Source organism: Streptomyces sp. Je 1-79 (assembly GCF_025195125.1).
Lineage (GTDB): Bacteria > Actinomycetota > Actinomycetes > Streptomycetales > Streptomycetaceae > Streptomyces.
In genome coordinates this window covers 162,524-179,998 of the sequence record NZ_JAMGSL010000003.1, presented here as the reverse complement: position 1 = coordinate 179,998, position 17,475 = coordinate 162,524, and the positions used below count along the sequence as shown (strand labels likewise).

Here is a 17,475-nt window from a genome sequence, read left to right as displayed (position 1 = left end):
GAATTCCGACGAGAACCCCGGCCACCAGGCCATATGCCCCGGGCGGTCAGGGGGTGTGGGGGACGGCCGGGACGGGAGGTGCGGAGTACTCGGCGGAGGCCGAGGGCGCGGTGACCGTCGGCGGCTTGTCGATGCCCTTGTCGATGCCGGTGGTGGCGGGGGCGGGGACCTGGTCCTGGCGGTTGGCGGAGGCGCCGCGGTAGACGGCGGTGAAGGCCAGGGCGACCATGCCGACGCCCATCACGAGGGCCAGCACCCAGGCGACGGGCCGGTGCCAGCGGGCGCTGCCCCGGTAGGGGCGCAGGGCGCCGCCGTGCGGGCCGTAGGGGCCGGCGTCGGGGTCGTCCGGGTCGTAGCCCTCGCCGTAGCGGCCGGCGAAGGGGTCCGAGGGGTCGTAGCCCTCCCCGTAGGGATCGTCGTCGCCCGGTCTCACGCCGGCGCGTGCGCGGGCGGCCTCCGCCTCGGCGCGCGCCTGCGCGGCCGCGAGGAGGCGCTCCACGGCGCTCGGCTCATGGACCTTGGCGGCCCGTACGAAGTCCTCGTCGAACACCACGGTGGCGAAGTCGTCCGCGCCCCCGCGGTCGTCAGCGTTCTCAGGGTCCCTGCCGTCCGGGAACGGCTTGCCCCCCACGTCGTCCGGCACGTTTTTCAGAGTAGACCTGGGAGGTGGTTTTGGGCAGGGAGAGTGCGAACTATCCCTGCCCGTCCGGCTCCCCGTTCGGCCGCGCGGGAGGGGGCCGAACGGGGGACGGTGAGGTCAGCGGGTGTGGCCGTCGCCCGTGACGATGTACTTCGTCGAGGTCAGCTCGGGCAGGCCCATGGGCCCACGGGCGTGCAGTTTCTGGGTCGAGATGCCGATCTCGGCGCCGAAGCCGAACTGGCCTCCGTCGGTGAAACGGGTGGACGCGTTGACGGCGACCGTCGTGGAGTCGACCAGCTGGGTGAAGCGGCGGGCGGCGGCCTGCGAGGTGGTGACGATCGCCTCGGTGTGGCCGGAGGACCAGAGCCGGATGTGTTCGACGGCCTTGTCGAGGGAGTCGACGACGGCGGCGGCGATGTCGTAGGAGAGGTACTCGGTCTCCCAGTCCTCCGGGGTCGCGGGGACGACGGTGGCCTTGGAGCCCTCGGCCTGGGCGAGGACCCGCTCGTCGGCGTGGACGGTGACGCCGGCGTCGGCCAGGGCGGCCAGGGCCCGGGGCAGGAACGCCTCCGCGATGTCCTGGTGGACGAGGAGGGTCTCGGCGGAGTTGCAGACGCTGGGGCGCTGGGCCTTGGAGTTGACCAGGATGTCGACGGCCATGTCGAGGTCGGCCTGGGCGTCCACGTAGACGTGGCAGTTTCCGGTGCCGGTCTCGATGACGGGGACGGTGGACTCCTCGACGACGGTACGGATCAGGGAGGCGCCGCCGCGCGGGATGAGGACGTCGACCAGGCCGCGGGCGCGCATCAGCTCCCGTACCGACTCGCGGGACTCGCCGGGGACGAGCTGGATGGCGTCGGCGGGCAGGCCGGCGCCGCCGACGGCGTCGCGCAGGACCTTCACCAGGGCGGTGTTGGAGGAGTAGGCGGAGGACGAGCCGCGCAGCAGGACGGCGTTTCCGGCCTTGAGGCAGAGGGCTGCCGCGTCCACGGTCACGTTGGGACGGGCCTCGTAGATGATGCCGACGACGCCGAGGGGGACGCGGATCTGGCGCAGGTCGATGCCGTTGGGGAGGGTCGAGCCGCGGACGACCTCGCCGACCGGGTCGGGCAGGGCGGCCACGTCGCGGACGTCGGCGGCGATGGCGCGGACGCGCTCCGGGGTGAGGGTGAGCCGGTCGATGACGGTCTCGCTGGTGCCGGCCTCGCGGGCGCGGGCGACGTCCTCGGCGTTGGCCTCGACGATCTCGGCGGTGCGGACCTCGAGGGCGTCCGCGATCGCCAGCAGTGCGTCGTCCTTGGCCGCGCGCGGAAGTGGCGCGATTTCGGCGGCGGCCGCGCGGGCGCGGTAGGCCGCCCGGGCGACCGGGGACAGGTTGTCGAGGGGCGTGAGCGAGGTCATGCCCGCAGGGTACTGGCACCTCTGCGGACATCCCTCACGTATTCCGTCCGTATCCCGCACTCCGAGACGCCTGTCTCAGTACGGGTGGACCCCCACCGGGGCGGCCGGCGGCGGGCCGTAGCCCTCGGCGATGCGCTGGTGGTAGGTCTCGCGGTCGATGACCTCAAGGCCGACGATCTCCCAGGGCGGCAGCTTGGCGCTCTGGCGGTGCTCGCCCCACAGCCGCAGCGCCACCGCGGCGGCGTCGTGCAGGTCACGGGCCTCTTCCCAGTAGCGGATCTCGGCGTGATCCTTGGCGTAGCGGCTGGTCAGCAGGAAGGGATGGTCGTGCGCCAGCTGCTCGAGCCCACGCCTGACCTCCTTCAGCGGGGCCTCGGCGCCCGAGACGCTGAGGGTGATGTGCCAGAGCTTCGAGGCGACCACCGGCCGTTCCTCGACGCGTGCCCCAGCTGTCTCGGTGTCCTGTCCCTCGTCGAAGTCGGCTCCGGCCTCGACACTGGTCAGGGCGCGTTCGGCAGTCCCGCGGGGCGGTGCCCCCGGGCGCGCTCGTCTCACCGGCGGCCTCCTGTTTGATGCGTGTGGTGCTGTACCCCGCCCTTGTCTTGTCCCCGAGACAAAGTTGACCAGCCCGAGGCGGCATGTGGGGCGGTTTTGGTAAAGGTCCCTACCGGATGGCCGGTCTTTCGGCCGTTTCTCCACACGCCCCTCACGAGGGGACGGATCAGGCGCGGACGACCACCAGATCGTCGCGGTGGACGACCTCCCGCTCGTACTCCGGACCGAGCTCCCTGGAGAGTTCGGGCGTGGAGCGGCCGAGCATCCGGGGGATCTCCTTGGCGTCGAAGTTGACGAGTCCGCGGGCGACGGCGCGGCCGTCGGTGTCGCGCAGCTCGACCGGGTCGCCGGCCACGAACTCGCCCTCGACGGCGGCGATTCCGGCCGCCAGGAGCGACTTCTTGCCCTCGACGACGGCGCGTACCGCGCCCTCGTCCAGGGTCAGGTGGCCCTGCGGCGTGGAGGCGTGGGCGAGCCAGAGGAGCCGGTCGGCGGACCGGCGGCCGGTCCGGTGGAAGTACGTGCCGGTGTCGCGGCCGGCGAGGGCGTCGGCGGCGCGGCTGGCGGAGGTGAGGACCACGGGGATGCCGGCGGCCGCGGCGATCCGGGCGGCCTCGACCTTGGTGACCATGCCGCCGGTGCCGACCCCGGCCTTGCCGGCGGAGCCGATCTCGACGTGGGCGATGTCCTCGGGGCCCGCCACCTCCGCGATGCGCGAGGAGCCCGGCTTGGAGGGGTCGCCGTCGTAGAGCCCGTCGACGTCCGAGAGGAGGACGAGCAGGTCGGCGCGGACGAGGTGGGCGACGAGGGCGGCGAGCCGGTCGTTGTCGCCGAAGCGGATCTCGTCGGTGGCGACGGTGTCGTTCTCGTTGACGACCGGCAGGGCGCCCATGGCGAGGAGCTGGTCGAGGGTCCGGTAGGCGTTGCGGTAGTGGGCGCGCCGGCTGGTGTCGTCCGTGGTGAGCAGCACCTGTCCGACGCGTACGCCGTAGCGGGCGAAGGAGGCGGTGTAACGGGCGACGAGCAGGCCCTGGCCGACGCTGGCGGCGGCCTGCTGGCGGGCGAGGTCCTTGGGTCTGCGGGTGAGGCCGAGCGGGGCGAGTCCGGCGGCGATGGCGCCGGAGGAGACGAGGACGACCTCCTTCTCGCCGCCGCTGCGAACCTTGGCGAGGACGTCGACGAGCGCGTCGACCCGGTCGGCGTCGAGCCCTCCGGACGCGGTGGTGAGCGAGGACGAGCCGACCTTGACGACGATCCTGCGGGCTTCCGTCACGAACTGCCTTGCCTCTGTCACCTGTACCGCCGTCACCTGCGTCGCCCTCACTCGGATGTCACGCGCCGCGCGCTCCCCGCCGCGACTGCCAGGCAATCTACGCGAGCCGGGACGGACGGCGCCCGCGCATTCCGCTGGATGGAACGGACCGGCCACCCCTCGGGGCGGCTCCCTCGGAGTCAGCGCGCGGCGCGGCTCCCCGGCGGTCATGGCGCCACGCGGCTCCCCCGCGGTCAGCGCGTGGCGACGGAGTCCGATTCGAGGCCGGCGTCACCGGCGGGGCCGGTGGGGCCGACGGCGTCCGCCTCGGCCTTGCGGCCACCGGGGACGAGGATCTTCTTCGACAGCAGGTAGGTGAACGGGATGGCCACGACCGCCGCGACCAGGGGCGCGATCCGGTCGTCCATCCCGGCCCAGGTCACCAGGGCGTACAGGCCGACGCTCTGCACCAGGTAGTTGGTGACGTTGGTGAGCGGGAAGAGCGCGAACTTCTTCCAGGTGGGCCGGGTGCGGTAGGTGAAGTACGTGTTGAGGAAGAAGGAACCGACCATGCTGAGCACGAAGGCGATGGAGTAGGCGGCGAAGTACGGCATCCACGGGTGCAGCAGGAGGTAGCACCCGTAGAACGTCCCCGTGTTGATCGCGCCGACCAGGCCGAAGCGGACGATCTGCCCGAGCTGACCGCGCATCACATCTCCCGTTCGGTCGCCACGACGCGGGCGCGGCCGTCCCGGCGGCCCGCCGCGTACGCGCCGCCGGCGATCGGGCGGCGCGCCGTGGAGCGGTGGGTCTCCTTGACGAGGAAGTGCGGCCGCCGCTTGGTCTCGTAGTAGATCCGGCCGATGTACTCGCCGATCAGCCCCAGCATGATCATCTGGACTCCGCCGAGGCCCACGATGATCGCGACCAGGGTGACATAGCCGGGGGCGCTGACGCCCTGGGTGAGGGCGGCCGCCACGATCCAGATCGCGTACAGCGCGGCGAGGCCGGTGAGCGTGAGCCCGAGCCAGATCGCGATGCGAAGCGGCCTGTTGTTGAAGGAGATCAGCCCGTCCATGCCGTAGTTGAGCAGGGAGCTGAACTTCCACTTCGTCTCGCCCGCCTCGCGCGCGGCGTTCTGGTAGTCGAAGGTGACGGTGTCGAAGCCGATCCAGGAGAAGAGCCCCTTGGAGAAGCGGTTGTACTCCGGCAGCGAGAGCAGCGCGTCCACGGCAGCGCGGGAGAGCAGCCGGAAGTCGCCGACGCCGTCGGTCAGTTCGACGTCGATCCACTTGTTGACGCCGCGGTAGTAGAGCCGGCTCAGGGCGCTGCGTAGCTTCTTGTCGCCCTCGCGGGTGCGCCGGGCGATGATCTGCTCGTGCCCCAGCTCGTGGAGTTCGAGCATCCGCTCGATGAGCTCCGGCGGGTGCTGGAGGTCCGCGTCCATGATCACGACGGCGTCCCCGGTGGCCTCGCGGAGCCCGGCGAGCATCGCGGCCTCCTTGCCGAAGTTCCGGCTGAAGGAGACGTAACGGGTCTCCTTCTCGAACTCGGCGGCGATGGCGCGCAGCCGGACGAAGGTGCCGTCCTTGCTGCCGTCGTCGACGTAGCAGATCTCGTACGCGATGGGCAGGCCGCCCAGCACCTCGCGGATACGGGTGTCGAACTGGTCGATCACCGCTTCCTCGTTGTAGCAGGGGACAACGACGGACAACTTGATCATGAACGTTGGCTCCTGAACGACGAACGGGAGGGACCGGGTGTACGGCGCGGGCGGGACGTACGGGTACGGAGCAGGTGGGCGGCGGTGACCGCGAGCAGGAGCGCCGCGGCGGCGCCGCTCGCCGCGAGGCCGAGGCGCAGCCCGGGGGTGCGGTAGGAGCAGGACAGCCGCGAGGCGCCGTCGCCGAGTTCGACGGCGATCAGGCCGCCGAGCGTGCGCGGCACGCGCGCGGGGCCGCCGTCGACCGCGCACCGCCAGCCGGGGGTGGCGACCACGGAGAGGACCGCAGTGCCCGCCGTTCCGGGCGCGAACGTGGCGCCGATGCCGTGGCCGGAGGCGTCGACCCGGTCGGGGCCGGTGGCGCGCAGGTGCCGCACGGTCCGTTCGAGCGCGGCGCGGTCGAGGCACCCGACGGGGCTCTCCGGGACGTACTGGCGCTGGGCCGAGCGGACCCTGACCGCGACCTCGCCGTCGGGGCGAACGGTCCCGAGGCGGTACAGCGGGTTGCTGGTCATGGGGTACTTGCCCACCGGTGCGAGGGTCGTGCCGAGCGCGTCGACCCGCCCGCGCAGCCAGGGCGCGTACCAGTAGGCCTCGGTGCCCGGGGTGCAGACGGCCGTGAACGTCGTACTCGTACCGTCGCCGGGCGCCGCGCCGTCCGCTTCGCTCGCGCGGTCGGCCTTGAGCGGCCAGCCGCGGCCCGGGACGAGGTCACCGTCGCCGCTCCGCGCGATCCTGGGGACCTCGTAGAGCCGCGCGCCCAGCGCCCGCTCCTGCCGGGAGAAGAGCGAGACGTCCCGGACGGTGCCGTCCAGGGGCGTACCGGCCGGTCGCAGCGTGACGACGGGCGGGGCGGCGGCGGTGCGCCGGACGAACCCGTCGGGTCCGTCGTCCGGTTCGAGGTAGCTGCTCACGCCCATCACGGCGCGGGCGACCGGGTCGTTGAAGCTCCGCGTGTGGCGTCCCTGGATGTACCAGCCGCCGCCGAGCCGGTGCAGGGTGTCGGCGGTGACGGCCGGCAGATAGCTGCTGTAGTAGCCGCCGCCCTGCCCGGCGAGCAGCATCGGGTCGTTGGAGGCGAAGGAGTGCGGGCCCGGGTCGGTGCGGCTCGCGGGCCACGCGTCCGCCGCCTTCAGCTGCCGGTACGCGGCGAGCGACTGGGCGTCGAAGGTGCGCTTGGGCTTCCACCAGTCGATGGCGTCCCGGATCCGTGTCGTGGACAGGACGGTGTACGAGGCGGAGAGGAAGACGGCCCCGGCCAGGGCCACGGTGAGGCCGCGACGCACCCCGCGGTCGTCCCGGAAACGGTCCAGCCCGAGGAGCAGTCCGAGGAGGACGACTCCGCCGGCGGCGAGGATCCACGGGCCCGTGGTCATGTACGCGGTGGTGCTGACGGCCACGACGAGGGCGAGGACCACGGCGGCGCCCGCGAGCAGCTCCGGGAGGCGGGGCCTGCGGGCGAGCGCCAGCCAGGCGACGCACACGAGCACGGCCGTGAGGGCGATCGAGGCGCGGTACGGGCTGCCGTTGGGCAGGGCCAGTCCGTGCCAGAGCAGGATCGTGGGCTTCCAGACCAGGGAGCCGGCGATCAGCACGACCAGCGCGAGCCAGGCGATCCGCTCCGTGCGCGGCACACGGCGGATGAAGGGGTAGGTGGCGACGAGGAGGAGGGCGAGCATGCCGACGGAGATGTGCGGCACGCGTCCGACCAGACCGCCCGGGATCAGGTGCGCCAGATAGTCGAGGGGCCCGGGCGGCCCGCCGTAGACGGCCTCGGGGGCGGGCTGGGAGAGCTTGCTGGCCTTGAGGCCGACCGTCAGCACGGGGGCGGCGAGCAGGATCCCGGCGCCGGTCATCGAGACGGCCCGCGCGAGCACACGCAGACGCACCCCGGCCCGCCACCGCGCGGACACGCGCGAGGGCACCCCGCCCCGCCACCACGCCGACGCCCCGGCCCGCCACCGCACCGGCCACCACGCCGACGCCCCGGCCCGCCACCGCGCCGGCACGCGCGGACGCATCCGTGCCGGCCACCACGCCGACACGCCCGGGCGCACCCCGGCTGTCCGCTCCCCCGCAGGCCGGTCGTCCACCTCCGCGCTCGGGCGTTCCCCCGTCTCCGCCTCGGCCAGGAGCACCCGCACCAGCAGCACCAGGCCCATCCCGATGGTGGCCATGGCGGCGGTGTAGAAGTTGCCCGCCCAGCAGACGGTCACCAGGAGCGCGCCGGTCACCCAGCGGCGGCGGTGGAGGCACCCGTCGTAGGCGATGCCCATCAGCGGGAGCGCGACCAGCCCCCACATCCACATGGGGTCCGAGAAGCCGTCCGAGATCATCCAGGCGCTCAGTCCGAATCCCACCGAGAGCAGGGCGCGCAGCCAGGGACTTCCCTCGTGGAGCCGGCCGAGAAAGACGGTCATGATCCCGGCGGCCAGTCCGGCGCTGAACAGCGTCACCAGAAAGACGGGGAACTCGACGCTGTCCCGGGGGAACGCCCCGACCAGCCACGAGAACGGGTTCATGAGATAGGTGAAGAAGTCGGCGAGAAAGGGCGTGCCGTATCCACTGGCCCAATTGAAGAAGAGGTCGCCATGGGCTTCCCCGTGCATCAGGTCCCGAAGGCGGGCGTGGAACGGCACGAACTGATTACCCAGGTCGTTGACCGCGCGGGACCGGCCGCCGAAAGGATAGGTGCCCTGCACCGCCATCGCGAGGCAGTACGCCGCCATGGCCGTCGCGGCGGCGAACCACGGCGCGGCCCGCCGCGCCCTGAGGTCTCTTCTGAGCGCCGGCGCGGCCCGCGTCACCCGTTGAGAGGAATCGTCTCCTCGCCGCCCGGCGCCCTTCTCAAGCGAGGGGTTCAGCACGGCGGACATCCCTGAATTCCGAACTCCTGGTCGACATTCGAACGGCCCGTCACTTTCCCTCGTCCATTTATGCACAAACAGGTTATGACCCGATGCGCACACTTCTGCCGGAAGAGGACGGAGCCGATAGGGTTGCCCCTTAAAAATCGACGAATCCGATCGCGGAGAACCCGTCATCCGGGCGCGGACCCCCGCCCGGACGCCTCCCACCCCATCGGACCGTCGGAAAGTGAACGCGAGGTGCCGTCGAGGCAGCCTGCGCACGACAAATGGATCGAGGTGCCAGTGCCTGACGTCTCAGTGATCGTCATCGCCTACAACGACGCGGAGCGTCTCCCGACGGCCGTGCGATCGGTGTTGGACCAGACACTGCGGAGCGTCGAGGTCGTGATCGTCGACGACTGCAGCGGGGACCGCACCTTCGAGGTCGCCCAGGAACTGGCAGCCGCCCGGCCGGAGCGGGTCCGGGCCTACCGACTGCCCGAGAACAGCGGCGCCGGCGGAGAGCCGCGCAACGTCGGCATCGGCCACGCGCGGGGCCGGTACGTGATGTTCCTGGACAGCGACGACGTCCTGGAACGCAACGCCTGCCGCAACATGGTCGCGGCCGCCGAGGAGACCGCCGCCGACATCGTCTCGGGCCTGTGCGTGCGCCTCACCCAGGACTCCCGCCACGAGAAGCGCAACGAGTGGTACGCGTGGCTCTATGCGAGGACCCGCACCCTGGAGTCGGTCACCGAACTGCCCGACCTGTTCGTCTGGGACACGCTCTCGACGAACAAGTGCTACCGCCGCGACTTCCTCCTCGACAACGAACTCCGCTTCCCCAAGGGGATGTTCTACGAGGACCTGATGTTCGTCGCCGACGCCTACCTCGCGGCGAAGAGGATCACCCTGATCCCCAACCAGGTCTACTTCTGGCAGGTCTACGAACGGGCCGAGGTCAAGTCGGTCACCAACAGCCGCCACGAGATGGTGAACTACCGGCACCGGCTGGAGATCCACCGCCGGATCGACGCGCTCCTCGACCGGCACGGACTGGACGAGCTGCGGGCCGCCAAGGACGTCAAGTTCCTCAAGCACGACCTCGTCCTCCATCTGCGTGATCTTCCCTTCCGGGACGAGGCCTACCGCCACGAGTTCGCCGAGCTCTCCCGGCCGTACCTCCAGGGCCTGGACCGCGAGGCGTACGGCAGGGCCGCCAAGATCCAGGCGATCTGCGCGTACCTCCTGGAGAAGGGCGACTGGGAGAACCTGCTGCCCGCCGTGGACACCCTGATCCACCGCGACAAGGTCTCGTCCCCGCTCGCCCGGCGCGACGGCCGTGTCTACTGGTGCGCAGAGCACCTCGACGACGCGTTCGGCCGCGAGGTCCTCGACGTCACCGACCTCGGCTACCACCAGAAGCCGCTGAACAAGCTGTTCCTGCGCAACGAACTCACCTCCTACACGGAGTCCGGCGGCACCGCGCGGCTCACCGGCCGGATCACCAACCCGCTGGGGATCATCGAGCCCGAGGCCACGCTCACGGCCGAGCTGGAGTTCCGCGCGCGCCGCCGCAGCCTGCGGACGTATCGCTTCCCGGTCACCTCGCTGCGTCACGACGGCGACACGCTCCACTGGGAGACCGAGGCCGACATCAGCTCCACCCTGCGGCCCCTCGGCGTCATCGACCCGGTGTGGGACGTCCGCGTCGTCCTCCGGGCCGGCGGCGTGCTCACCCGGACCCGGCTCACCGTCGAGCAGGACGACCTGGGCGGCGGGGCGCTCCCCGTCAGGCCGCGGCTGACGCGTCTGGTGGGCGACCGCATAGAGCCCCACCCCACCGCCAAGGGCCATCTCGCCTTCCGTCTCGTCTCCTCCAAGGGCGACAGCGACCGGATCGAGGAGTTCGTCCAGCGCGGGCTGCGGGGGAAGCCGGGCCGGCTCGCCAAGTCCGGTGTCCGCCGCGCCAGGTCGCTGCGGAAGACGGTCACCTCCGGCGAGAACAAGCTGCGGATGTACCACGAGGTGTACAGCCGGCTCCCCGTGAAGAAGCGGACGGTGGTCTTCGAGAGCCAGCTGGGCAAGCAGTACAGCGACAGCCCGCGCGCGATCTACGAGGAGATGGTCCGCCAGGGCCTCGACTTCCGGGCGGTCTGGTCGTACGCCGGAAGCCCCCAGGACTTCCCCGAGGGCGTCCGGCTGGTGCGCCGCTGGTCGCTGCCGTACCTCAAGGCCCTGGCCCGCGCCGAGTTCTGGGTGGACAACCAGAGCTATCCGCTGAAGCTCACCAAACGGCCCGAGACGACGTACATCCAGACCTGGCACGGCTCCGCGCTCAAGAAGATGGGGTTCGACCAGCCCAGCCTCAAGGCGCAGACCCGGCAGCAGCAGGAGGCCCAGCAGCGGCACCTCGACCGCTTCGACCACTTCCTGGTGCGTTCGGAGCACGACGTACGGACGCTCGCCAAGGCCTTCCGGCTGCACGACCGGACGCTGACGCGCTCCGGCTACCCGCGCAACGACGTGCTGGTCCGGGCCCGGCAACGCGAGGAGGAGGCGGGGCGCCGGGTGCGTGGGCCGCTCGCCGAGAAGCTCGGCATCCCGGCGGACAGGACCGTGCTGCTGTACGCGCCGACCTTCCGCACGTCGGGCAAGGCCAGCCGCTTCGCGCTCCCCTTCGACGTGGAACGCTTCGCCGAGGAGTTCGGCGACCGCTACGTCCTGCTGGTGCGCGCCCACTACTTCAACCACGTGGTGCTGCCGCCGGACGTCCGGGGCACGGTCGTCGACGTCTCCGCGGAGCACGACGTGATGCCGCTGATGGAGCTGGCCGACGCGCTGATCACGGACTACTCCTCCGTGATGTTCGACTACGCGCTGCTCGACCGGCCGATGCTCTTCTTCACGTACGACTACGAGACCTACGTCCACGAGGACCGCGGGACCTACTTCGACCTGCTGGAGCACGCGCCCGGCCCGGTCTTCCGGACGGAGGACGAGCTCTACGCCTCGTTGCGGAACCTCGAGTCCGAGGGCCGGGAGTACTGCGAGGCGCGCAAGCGCTTCGTGGCCGAGTTCGGCGAGTACGACCAGGGCGACGCGGCGCGCTCGATCGTCCAGCAATTCTTCTCCGGGTGGAGCCGTCGATGACAGAGACGACAGAGACGACCGACACGGCCGGGACCACCGAGACGACACGGACGACCGAGGTGACGCTCACGACGACGGCCGACGAGCGGCACGGCGCCGGGGGCCGGGACATCGTCCTGGTCTCCAACAGCGTCGACGAGCTCGGCGGCATCACCAGCTGGTCGCACCGGATGGCCCGGCTCTTCAGCGAGCGCGGACACGCCGTCCATGTGATCGGCATCGTCCCCGCACCGGAGGACCGGCGCGCCGACCTCGGTGACGACCTGCCCTACCGGACGACGACGCTGTACGACGCCCACCCGCCGGTCCTGAAGCCGCGGCGCGGGCTCAAGCGCCGGCTGGACCTGGTCGAGCGGCGGCGCAGGGCCTCGCGCGAGGCGGGGATGCGCAGGGAGGCGGCGAAGCTCACGGCGATCCTCCGCTCCGTGCGGCCGGGTTCCGTCGTCATCGTGACGCAGGTCTGGGCGATGGAGTGGGTGGCCCTCGCGGACACCTCGGGGCTGCGGGTGATCGGCATGAGCCACGAGTCCTTCCAGACGTGCCGCGCCTCGTCCCGCTTCCAGCGGGTCAAGAGGTACTACAAGGACGTCGACCGGATGCTCGTGCTGACGCGGGAGGACGCGGACCTGTGGATCCGGCAGCGCTTCGACCACGTCGGGGCCATGCCGAACCCGCTGCCCTTCTTCCCGGACGAGCCGTCCCGGCGTACGGCGAGAACGGTCGTCAGCATCGCCCGGCTGCACGAGGAGAAGGGTGTCGACCTGCTCCTGGACGCCTGGTCCGAGGTCGCGCCCCGGCACCCCGACTGGGTCCTGCGCGTCTACGGCTCCGGGGAGGAGGAGGACGCCCTGAAGGCGCAGTGCGCGCGGCTCGGACTGGACGGCTCCGTGGCGTGGATGGGCCGTACCGACGACGTCCCGGGCGCCCTGCGGGACGGCTCGCTGTTCGCCCTGTCCTCACGGGGCGAGGGTTTCCCCCTCGTCCTGATGGAGGCGATGGCGACGGCCGTGCCCTGTGTCGCCTTCGACGTCGCCCCGGGTGTCCGCGAGATCATCGAGGACGGCGAGAACGGTCTCGTGGTGCCGCCCGGGAACACGGCGGAGTTCGCGCGCAGGCTCGACGAGCTGATCTCCGACAGGGAGCTGCGCGACCGGATGGGCGAGCGGGCGCGGATCGACATCCAGCGGTACTCGACGGAGGAGATCGTGGCGCGCTGGGAGAACCTCTTCGCGCTGCTCGACCGCTAGGGCCTAGGCCCGGAGACGACGTGGGGAGGACCGCCGGTGACCGGCGGTCCGCCCCACGTGTCGGCGTCGGACGATCAGGCGGAGACGCCGCGGCGGGCGACCCAGCCGGCCCAGGCGGAGTCGATCATCTCGCGGACGTCGTGGCGGGCCTTCCAGCCCAGCTCGCCGGCGATGCGGTCGGCGGAGGCGACGACGCGCGCCGGGTCGCCGGGGCGGCGCGGGGTGACGACGGCGGCGACGGAGTGGCCGGTGATCTCGTTGATCAGGTCGATCATCTCGGTGACGGAGACACCCTCGCCACGGCCGATGTTGACCGTCAGATCGCGCGGCTCGCCGGCGGCGGCCCACTCGGCGAGCTTGCGCGCGGCCACGAGGTGCGCGTCGGCGAGGTCCTCGACGTGGATGTAGTCGCGGACGCACGTGCCGTCCGGGGTGGCGTAGTCGTCGCCGAAGATCCGCGGGGCCTCGCCGGCGTCCAGCCGCTCGAAGACCATCGGGACGAGGTTGAAGACACCGGTGTCGGCCAGCTCGGGGGTCGCGGCGCCCGCCACGTTGAAGTAGCGCAGGCAGGCCGTGGCGATGCCGTGGGCCTTGCCGGCGGCGCGGACCAGCCACTCGCCGGCCAGCTTGGTCTCGCCGTACGGGCTCAGCGGCAGGCAGGGCGTCTCCTCGGTGACGAGGTCGACGTCGGGCATGCCGTAGACGGCGGCCGAGGAGGAGAAGAGGAAGTTGCGCACGCCGGCGGCGGCCACGGCCTCCAGCAGGACGGTCAGGCCCTGCACGTTCTCGCGGTAGTAGTGCAGCGGCTGCTCGACGGACTCGCCGACCTGCTTCTTCGCCGCGAGGTGGACGACGCCCGTGACACCGTGCTCGGCGATGGTCCGGTCCAGGACGTCGCGGTCCAGGGTGGAGCCGACCACCAGGGGGACACCCTCCGGAACCCGCTCCGCGTAGCCCGTGGACAGGTCGTCGAGGACGACGACCCGCTCCCCCGCCTGCGTCATGGCGCGGACCACGTGCGAGCCGATGTATCCGGCACCACCGGTGATCAGATAGGTCATTACGCCCACATCCCTTTCCTAAGACCCGCGAAGAGCCTGCGTAGCCGGGCGCCGACCGCCCGGAGTCCGTCACGGACACCGGGTGCGATCCGCACCGCGAGCGAGCCGTTCGCCGTGGTGTACTGCTGCACCAGCAGTACACCGTACCGGCTGCTCGGCAGGACCCAGCGGCGCTGCCGCTCCTCCGGCAGCCGCAGCGCGGTCGTGAAGGACGCGCCGTCCGCGCAGGCCACCGTGATCCGGAGGTCCCAGGCCTGGGTGCCCCTGTCCCCCCGGCTGCGGCCGGCCATGGCCAGGGCGGTGAGCCGGGCCGGGACGCGGCCGGTCCAGCCGCCCGCCACCTCGTGCAGCTCGGCCCGCTCGGTGCTCGCGGGCGCCTCCGCGTCCCGGAGCAGGAACGAGACCTGGGCGGTACGGGGCACGGCCGCGCCGAGCCTGCCGTACAGATCGCGGACGGTGAACCGCAGCGCGCCGCCCCGGCGGCCGTGCAGGGAGGCGTCGACGAGCAGGGGGAGGGCGGCCAGGGGCAGGGTGTCGATGCCGTCCAGCTCCGCGCCGGGGAGGTCCTCGGACCAGACGGCCGCGCCCCCGTTCAGGGCGTACGGCGGGAGGAGCCGGGCCGGGTCGGCGGCGAGCCGGGAGAGCCGCGTGAGGTCCCGGGGCCCGTCCGCGGCCAGGACGAGGCGGGCCATCCAGCGGGCGGGGGGCGCCGCGGCGGCGAGGTCGCTCTCGTCGAACGACGTGAGGTGCTCGCGGGTGGCCTTCCACCACTCGGCCCGGTACGCGGCGTCGCGCAGCCTCAGCTCGCGGGCGTACAGGCGCAGGTCGTGTTCGAGGAACTTGATGCGGCAGGCGGCCGCGAGTTCGAGGCGGCCGGCGGCCTCGAAGGTCTCGACGGCCATGCGGTGGGCGGCGATCCGGGCCTGCCAGTTGGTGACGCCGTCGCGGTCGAGGGAGATCGACAGGTGGGCGGCGGCCCGGCGCACGTGCCAGACGTAGACCGTGTCGGGGACCACGGCGACGCGCGGGGCGGCGGCCAGGACGCGGGCGGTGAAGAGGAAGTCCTCGTAGACGCAGTGGCCGTCGGGGAAGCGGATGCCGTGCTCGGCGAGGAAGGCCCGGTCGTAGACCTTGTTGACGCAGAGCGTGTCGTGGACCAGCGGCGAGAGGTCCGCGGCCGTCTCCAGCAGGGCGGGCTCGTGGTAGAGCGCGGGCTGCCAGCGCACGTCGCGGCCCTCGGGCAGCTCCCGCCGTACGCAGGCGCCGACGGCGACGGGGGCGCGGTGGAGTTCGGCCGCGGCGACCAGGGCCTCGGCCGCCCCTTCGGGCAGGATGTCGTCGCTGTCGAGGAATATCACCACGGGAGCGGTGACCGCCCGGACGCCGTCGTTGCGCGGGGTACCGCAGCCGCCGCTGTTCACCGTGCGGTGCACGACGCGGAGCCGGGGGTGGAGCGCGGCCAGCTCGTCCAGGACCCGGGCCGTGCCGTCGCTCGACCCGTCGTCGACGGCCACGACCTCGGCGACCACGGGTCCCTGGTCGAGAACGGACCGGATCGCCTCACCGACCAGGGCCTCGTCATTGTGTGCGATTACCACGACACCGAGTTTGCCCGCTACCTGAGATGGGGTGACGCTACTCACATCGAAGATCCTACGGGACGCCCACCCAACGGACTGCGCGCCGGGCGGCGTTCGCCTCCTCGCGGTCCCGGCCCGCCGGGAGGGGGGACGGCCACCCGTCATACTGGATACGTTCACATGTCCGTATGACCAGGTTCAGGAGTCGACCGCAGTGCGCAATCCCGAGGCACCCCGGCTGCTTGGGGTCTACCGCCGTGCCATACCGGAACGTGTCCGGAAGGCCATCGTCTCGCAGGTCGACGCCGACGTCCGCCGCCGCCTGAAGATACGGATCGCGAACGGTACGGCCGCCGCCGAGCGGCTGCGCAGCGGCCGCGTCGCCAAGCGCTACGAGGCGCTCACCGCCGCCCCCGACCGTGCCGTGATCTCCGTCGGCCGCGAGTCGAAGGTCGCCCTGGTCGCCGACGGGGTCACCCCGCTGACGGCCCGCCGCGCGAACCTGGACATCGTGCTGAGCGCGTTGGCCGGGGCGGGGATCGAGCACTTCTGCGTGCGGAGCCAGTCGGACACCGCCGCCGCGGTCGCCGTACGCACGGAGGACCGCGCCGCCGTCCTCACGGCGCTCACCGACGCCTGCCACCGGCTGCCCGGCTACGTCGCCCCGGTCGGGGGGAGCAGCGCCGTCTCGGCCACCTCCCAGCCGGGCTTCGAGGCGGCCACGTGGCAGCGTCTGCGCGACGCCGACGTGCTGCGCCTCACCTGGTACCGCACGGACCCCACGCACCTGCTGACGCTCGGTGACCGGTACGGCTGCGACGTCGAGTTCTGGCACGAGGAGGACGGCGAACTGGTGGCGCCGAGGCCCGGCAGGATCGCCTCCGCCCTGCCGTTGCGCGGCGAGACGGTCACCGTGCCGGAGTCGTACTTCACCAGTCTCGCGCCCCGGGAGTCGGCCGACGCGGCGCTGGTCCCCGCCCGCGCGGGGACGGCCGTCGTCCACACCGACGAGGTCACCTTCCCGATCGACGTCGTCTACACCTGGGTGGACGGCTCCGACCCGGCCTGGCTGCGGCGCCGAGCCGAGTTCTCCGGCGAGGGCTACCACGCGGAGGCGGCCAACGCCGCGCGCTACCTCAGCCGCGACGAGCTGCGCTACTCGCTGCGCTCGCTGCACATGTACGCGCCGTGGGTGCGCACCATCTACCTGGTGACGGACGACCAGACCCCCGACTGGCTGGACACCGAGGTCCCCGGCCTGAAGGTGGTCAGCCACAAGGACGTCTTCCGCTCCCCCGACCTGCTGCCGACGTTCAACTCGCACGCGATCGAGAGCCAGCTTCATCACATCGAGGGGCTTTCCGAGCACTTCCTCTACTTCAACGACGACGTGATGCTCGGCAACGAGGTCACCCCGAAGGACTTCTTCCACTCCAACGGGCTCACCAAGTTCTTCCCGTCCCCGGCCCTGGTGCCGCTGGGCGAGCGGACCGTCGACGACCCGCCGGTCGCCGCGGCCGGCAAGAACAACCGGCGCCTCATCGAGGAGCGCTACGGCGCGGTGCTCGTGCAGAAGATGAAGCACATGCCGCACGCGCTGCGCCGCAGCGTCCTGACCGAGATCGAGACCGAGTTCGAGGCCGAGTACCGCGCGACGGAGGCGAGCCGGTTCCGGAGCATCGACGACATCTCCATCTCGTCGTCGCTGCACCACTACTACGCCTTCCACACGCAGCGCGCGGTGCCGTCCCAGCTGCCGTACGCGTACCTGGATCTGACGCACCCGTGGACGGAGACCCGGCTCGGCCGGCTGCTCGCCAGCCGCGACAAGGCCGTCTTCTGCGTCAACGACACGGTCTCGACGGAGCAGGACGTGACGGACCAGAAGGACCTGATCACGCCCTTCCTGGAGGCGTACTTCCCGGTACCGAGCCCGTTCGAGAAGAAGCCCTAGAGAACCCCTCGCGGCCACGCAGAAGAGTGGGGCCCTTCCCCGTCCGGCCGGACGGGGAAG

At 71.8% G+C, this 17,475-nt stretch carries 12 protein-coding genes; 3 read left to right on the top strand and 9 right to left on the bottom strand.

From position 1 onward, the window contains the following. Positions 1-46: 46 nt before the first annotated feature. The 7 genes from M5362_RS06165 to M5362_RS06135 all read right to left on the bottom strand — a co-directional run bounded on the left by M5362_RS06165 (position 47) and on the right by M5362_RS06135 (position 8,378). Complete coding sequence (locus M5362_RS06165; protein ID WP_260226306.1) at positions 47-643, bottom strand: hypothetical protein; 597 nt, start codon at positions 641-643, stop codon at positions 47-49. 114 nt (positions 644-757) lie between these two features. Further along, a complete protein-coding gene (locus tag M5362_RS06160) occupies positions 758-2,041 on the bottom strand; it encodes a glutamate-5-semialdehyde dehydrogenase (protein ID WP_260226305.1) in 1,284 nt (427 codons plus the stop codon). A gap of 75 nt (positions 2,042-2,116) precedes the next feature. Further along, the gene (locus M5362_RS06155) at positions 2,117-2,596 is read right to left on the bottom strand and encodes a hypothetical protein (protein WP_260226304.1); all 480 of its coding nucleotides are present in this window, start codon (positions 2,594-2,596) and stop codon (positions 2,117-2,119) included. Between the two features lie 166 nt (positions 2,597-2,762). Next, positions 2,763-3,890: a glutamate 5-kinase gene (gene proB / locus M5362_RS06150; protein ID WP_260226303.1), complete on the bottom strand. Its 1,128-nt coding sequence runs from the start codon at positions 3,888-3,890 to the stop codon at positions 2,763-2,765. A gap of 212 nt (positions 3,891-4,102) precedes the next feature. Beyond that, complete coding sequence (locus tag M5362_RS06145; RefSeq protein WP_260226302.1) at positions 4,103-4,558, bottom strand: GtrA family protein; 456 nt, start codon at positions 4,556-4,558, stop codon at positions 4,103-4,105. Then, positions 4,558-5,571, bottom strand: coding sequence for a glycosyltransferase family 2 protein (locus tag M5362_RS06140; RefSeq protein ID WP_260226301.1), 1,014 nt, complete (start codon positions 5,569-5,571; stop codon positions 4,558-4,560). The genes M5362_RS06145 and M5362_RS06140 overlap by 1 nt, the downstream gene beginning before the upstream one ends. Continuing rightward, positions 5,568-8,378 (bottom strand): YfhO family protein, encoded by a 2,811-nt coding sequence (locus M5362_RS06135; RefSeq protein ID WP_308354856.1) that lies wholly within the window; start codon positions 8,376-8,378, stop codon positions 5,568-5,570. Before M5362_RS06135 ends, M5362_RS06140 begins: the two co-directional genes overlap by 4 nt. A gap of 345 nt (positions 8,379-8,723) precedes the next feature. Here M5362_RS06135 and M5362_RS06120 point away from each other — a divergent pair, with 345 nt between their 5' ends. Then, positions 8,724-11,573, top strand: coding sequence for a bifunctional glycosyltransferase family 2 protein/CDP-glycerol:glycerophosphate glycerophosphotransferase (locus M5362_RS06120; RefSeq protein WP_260226300.1), 2,850 nt, complete (start codon positions 8,724-8,726; stop codon positions 11,571-11,573). Continuing rightward, positions 11,570-12,820: a glycosyltransferase gene (locus M5362_RS06115; RefSeq protein ID WP_260226299.1), complete on the top strand. Its 1,251-nt coding sequence runs from the start codon at positions 11,570-11,572 to the stop codon at positions 12,818-12,820. Before M5362_RS06120 ends, M5362_RS06115 begins: the two co-directional genes overlap by 4 nt. 74 nt (positions 12,821-12,894) lie before the next feature. On the opposite strand, the gene galE is transcribed toward M5362_RS06115, so the two are convergent. Together galE and M5362_RS06105 are read right to left on the bottom strand one after the other, a co-directional pair. Then, a complete protein-coding gene (galE, locus tag M5362_RS06110) occupies positions 12,895-13,881 on the bottom strand; it encodes a UDP-glucose 4-epimerase GalE (RefSeq protein ID WP_260226298.1) in 987 nt (328 codons plus the stop codon). Further along, positions 13,881-15,479, bottom strand: a complete 1,599-nt coding sequence (locus M5362_RS06105; RefSeq protein WP_260226297.1) for a glycosyltransferase family 2 protein — start codon at positions 15,477-15,479, stop codon at positions 13,881-13,883. Before M5362_RS06105 ends, galE begins: the two co-directional genes overlap by 1 nt. Positions 15,480-15,675: 196 nt before the next feature. On the opposite strand from M5362_RS06105, the gene M5362_RS06100 reads away from it, so the two are divergent. Continuing rightward, the gene (locus M5362_RS06100; RefSeq protein ID WP_260226296.1) at positions 15,676-17,415 is read left to right on the top strand and encodes a stealth family protein; all 1,740 of its coding nucleotides are present in this window, start codon (positions 15,676-15,678) and stop codon (positions 17,413-17,415) included. Positions 17,416-17,475: the final 60 nt, after the last annotated feature.

Bases quoted from the DNA above. Each gene is read 5' to 3' on its own strand.
- M5362_RS06160 (WP_260226305.1), bottom strand. From the start codon at position 2,041: ATGACCTCGCTCACGCCCCTCGACAACCTGTCCCCGGTCGCCCGGGCG.
- M5362_RS06145 (WP_260226302.1), bottom strand. From the start codon at position 4,558: ATGCGCGGTCAGCTCGGGCAGATCGTCCGCTTCGGCCTGGTCGGCGCG.
- M5362_RS06140 (WP_260226301.1), bottom strand. From the start codon at position 5,571: ATGATCAAGTTGTCCGTCGTTGTCCCCTGCTACAACGAGGAAGCGGTG.
- M5362_RS06115 (WP_260226299.1), top strand. From the start codon at position 11,570: ATGACAGAGACGACAGAGACGACCGACACGGCCGGGACCACCGAGACG.
- galE (WP_260226298.1), bottom strand. From the start codon at position 13,881: ATGACCTATCTGATCACCGGTGGTGCCGGATACATCGGCTCGCACGTG.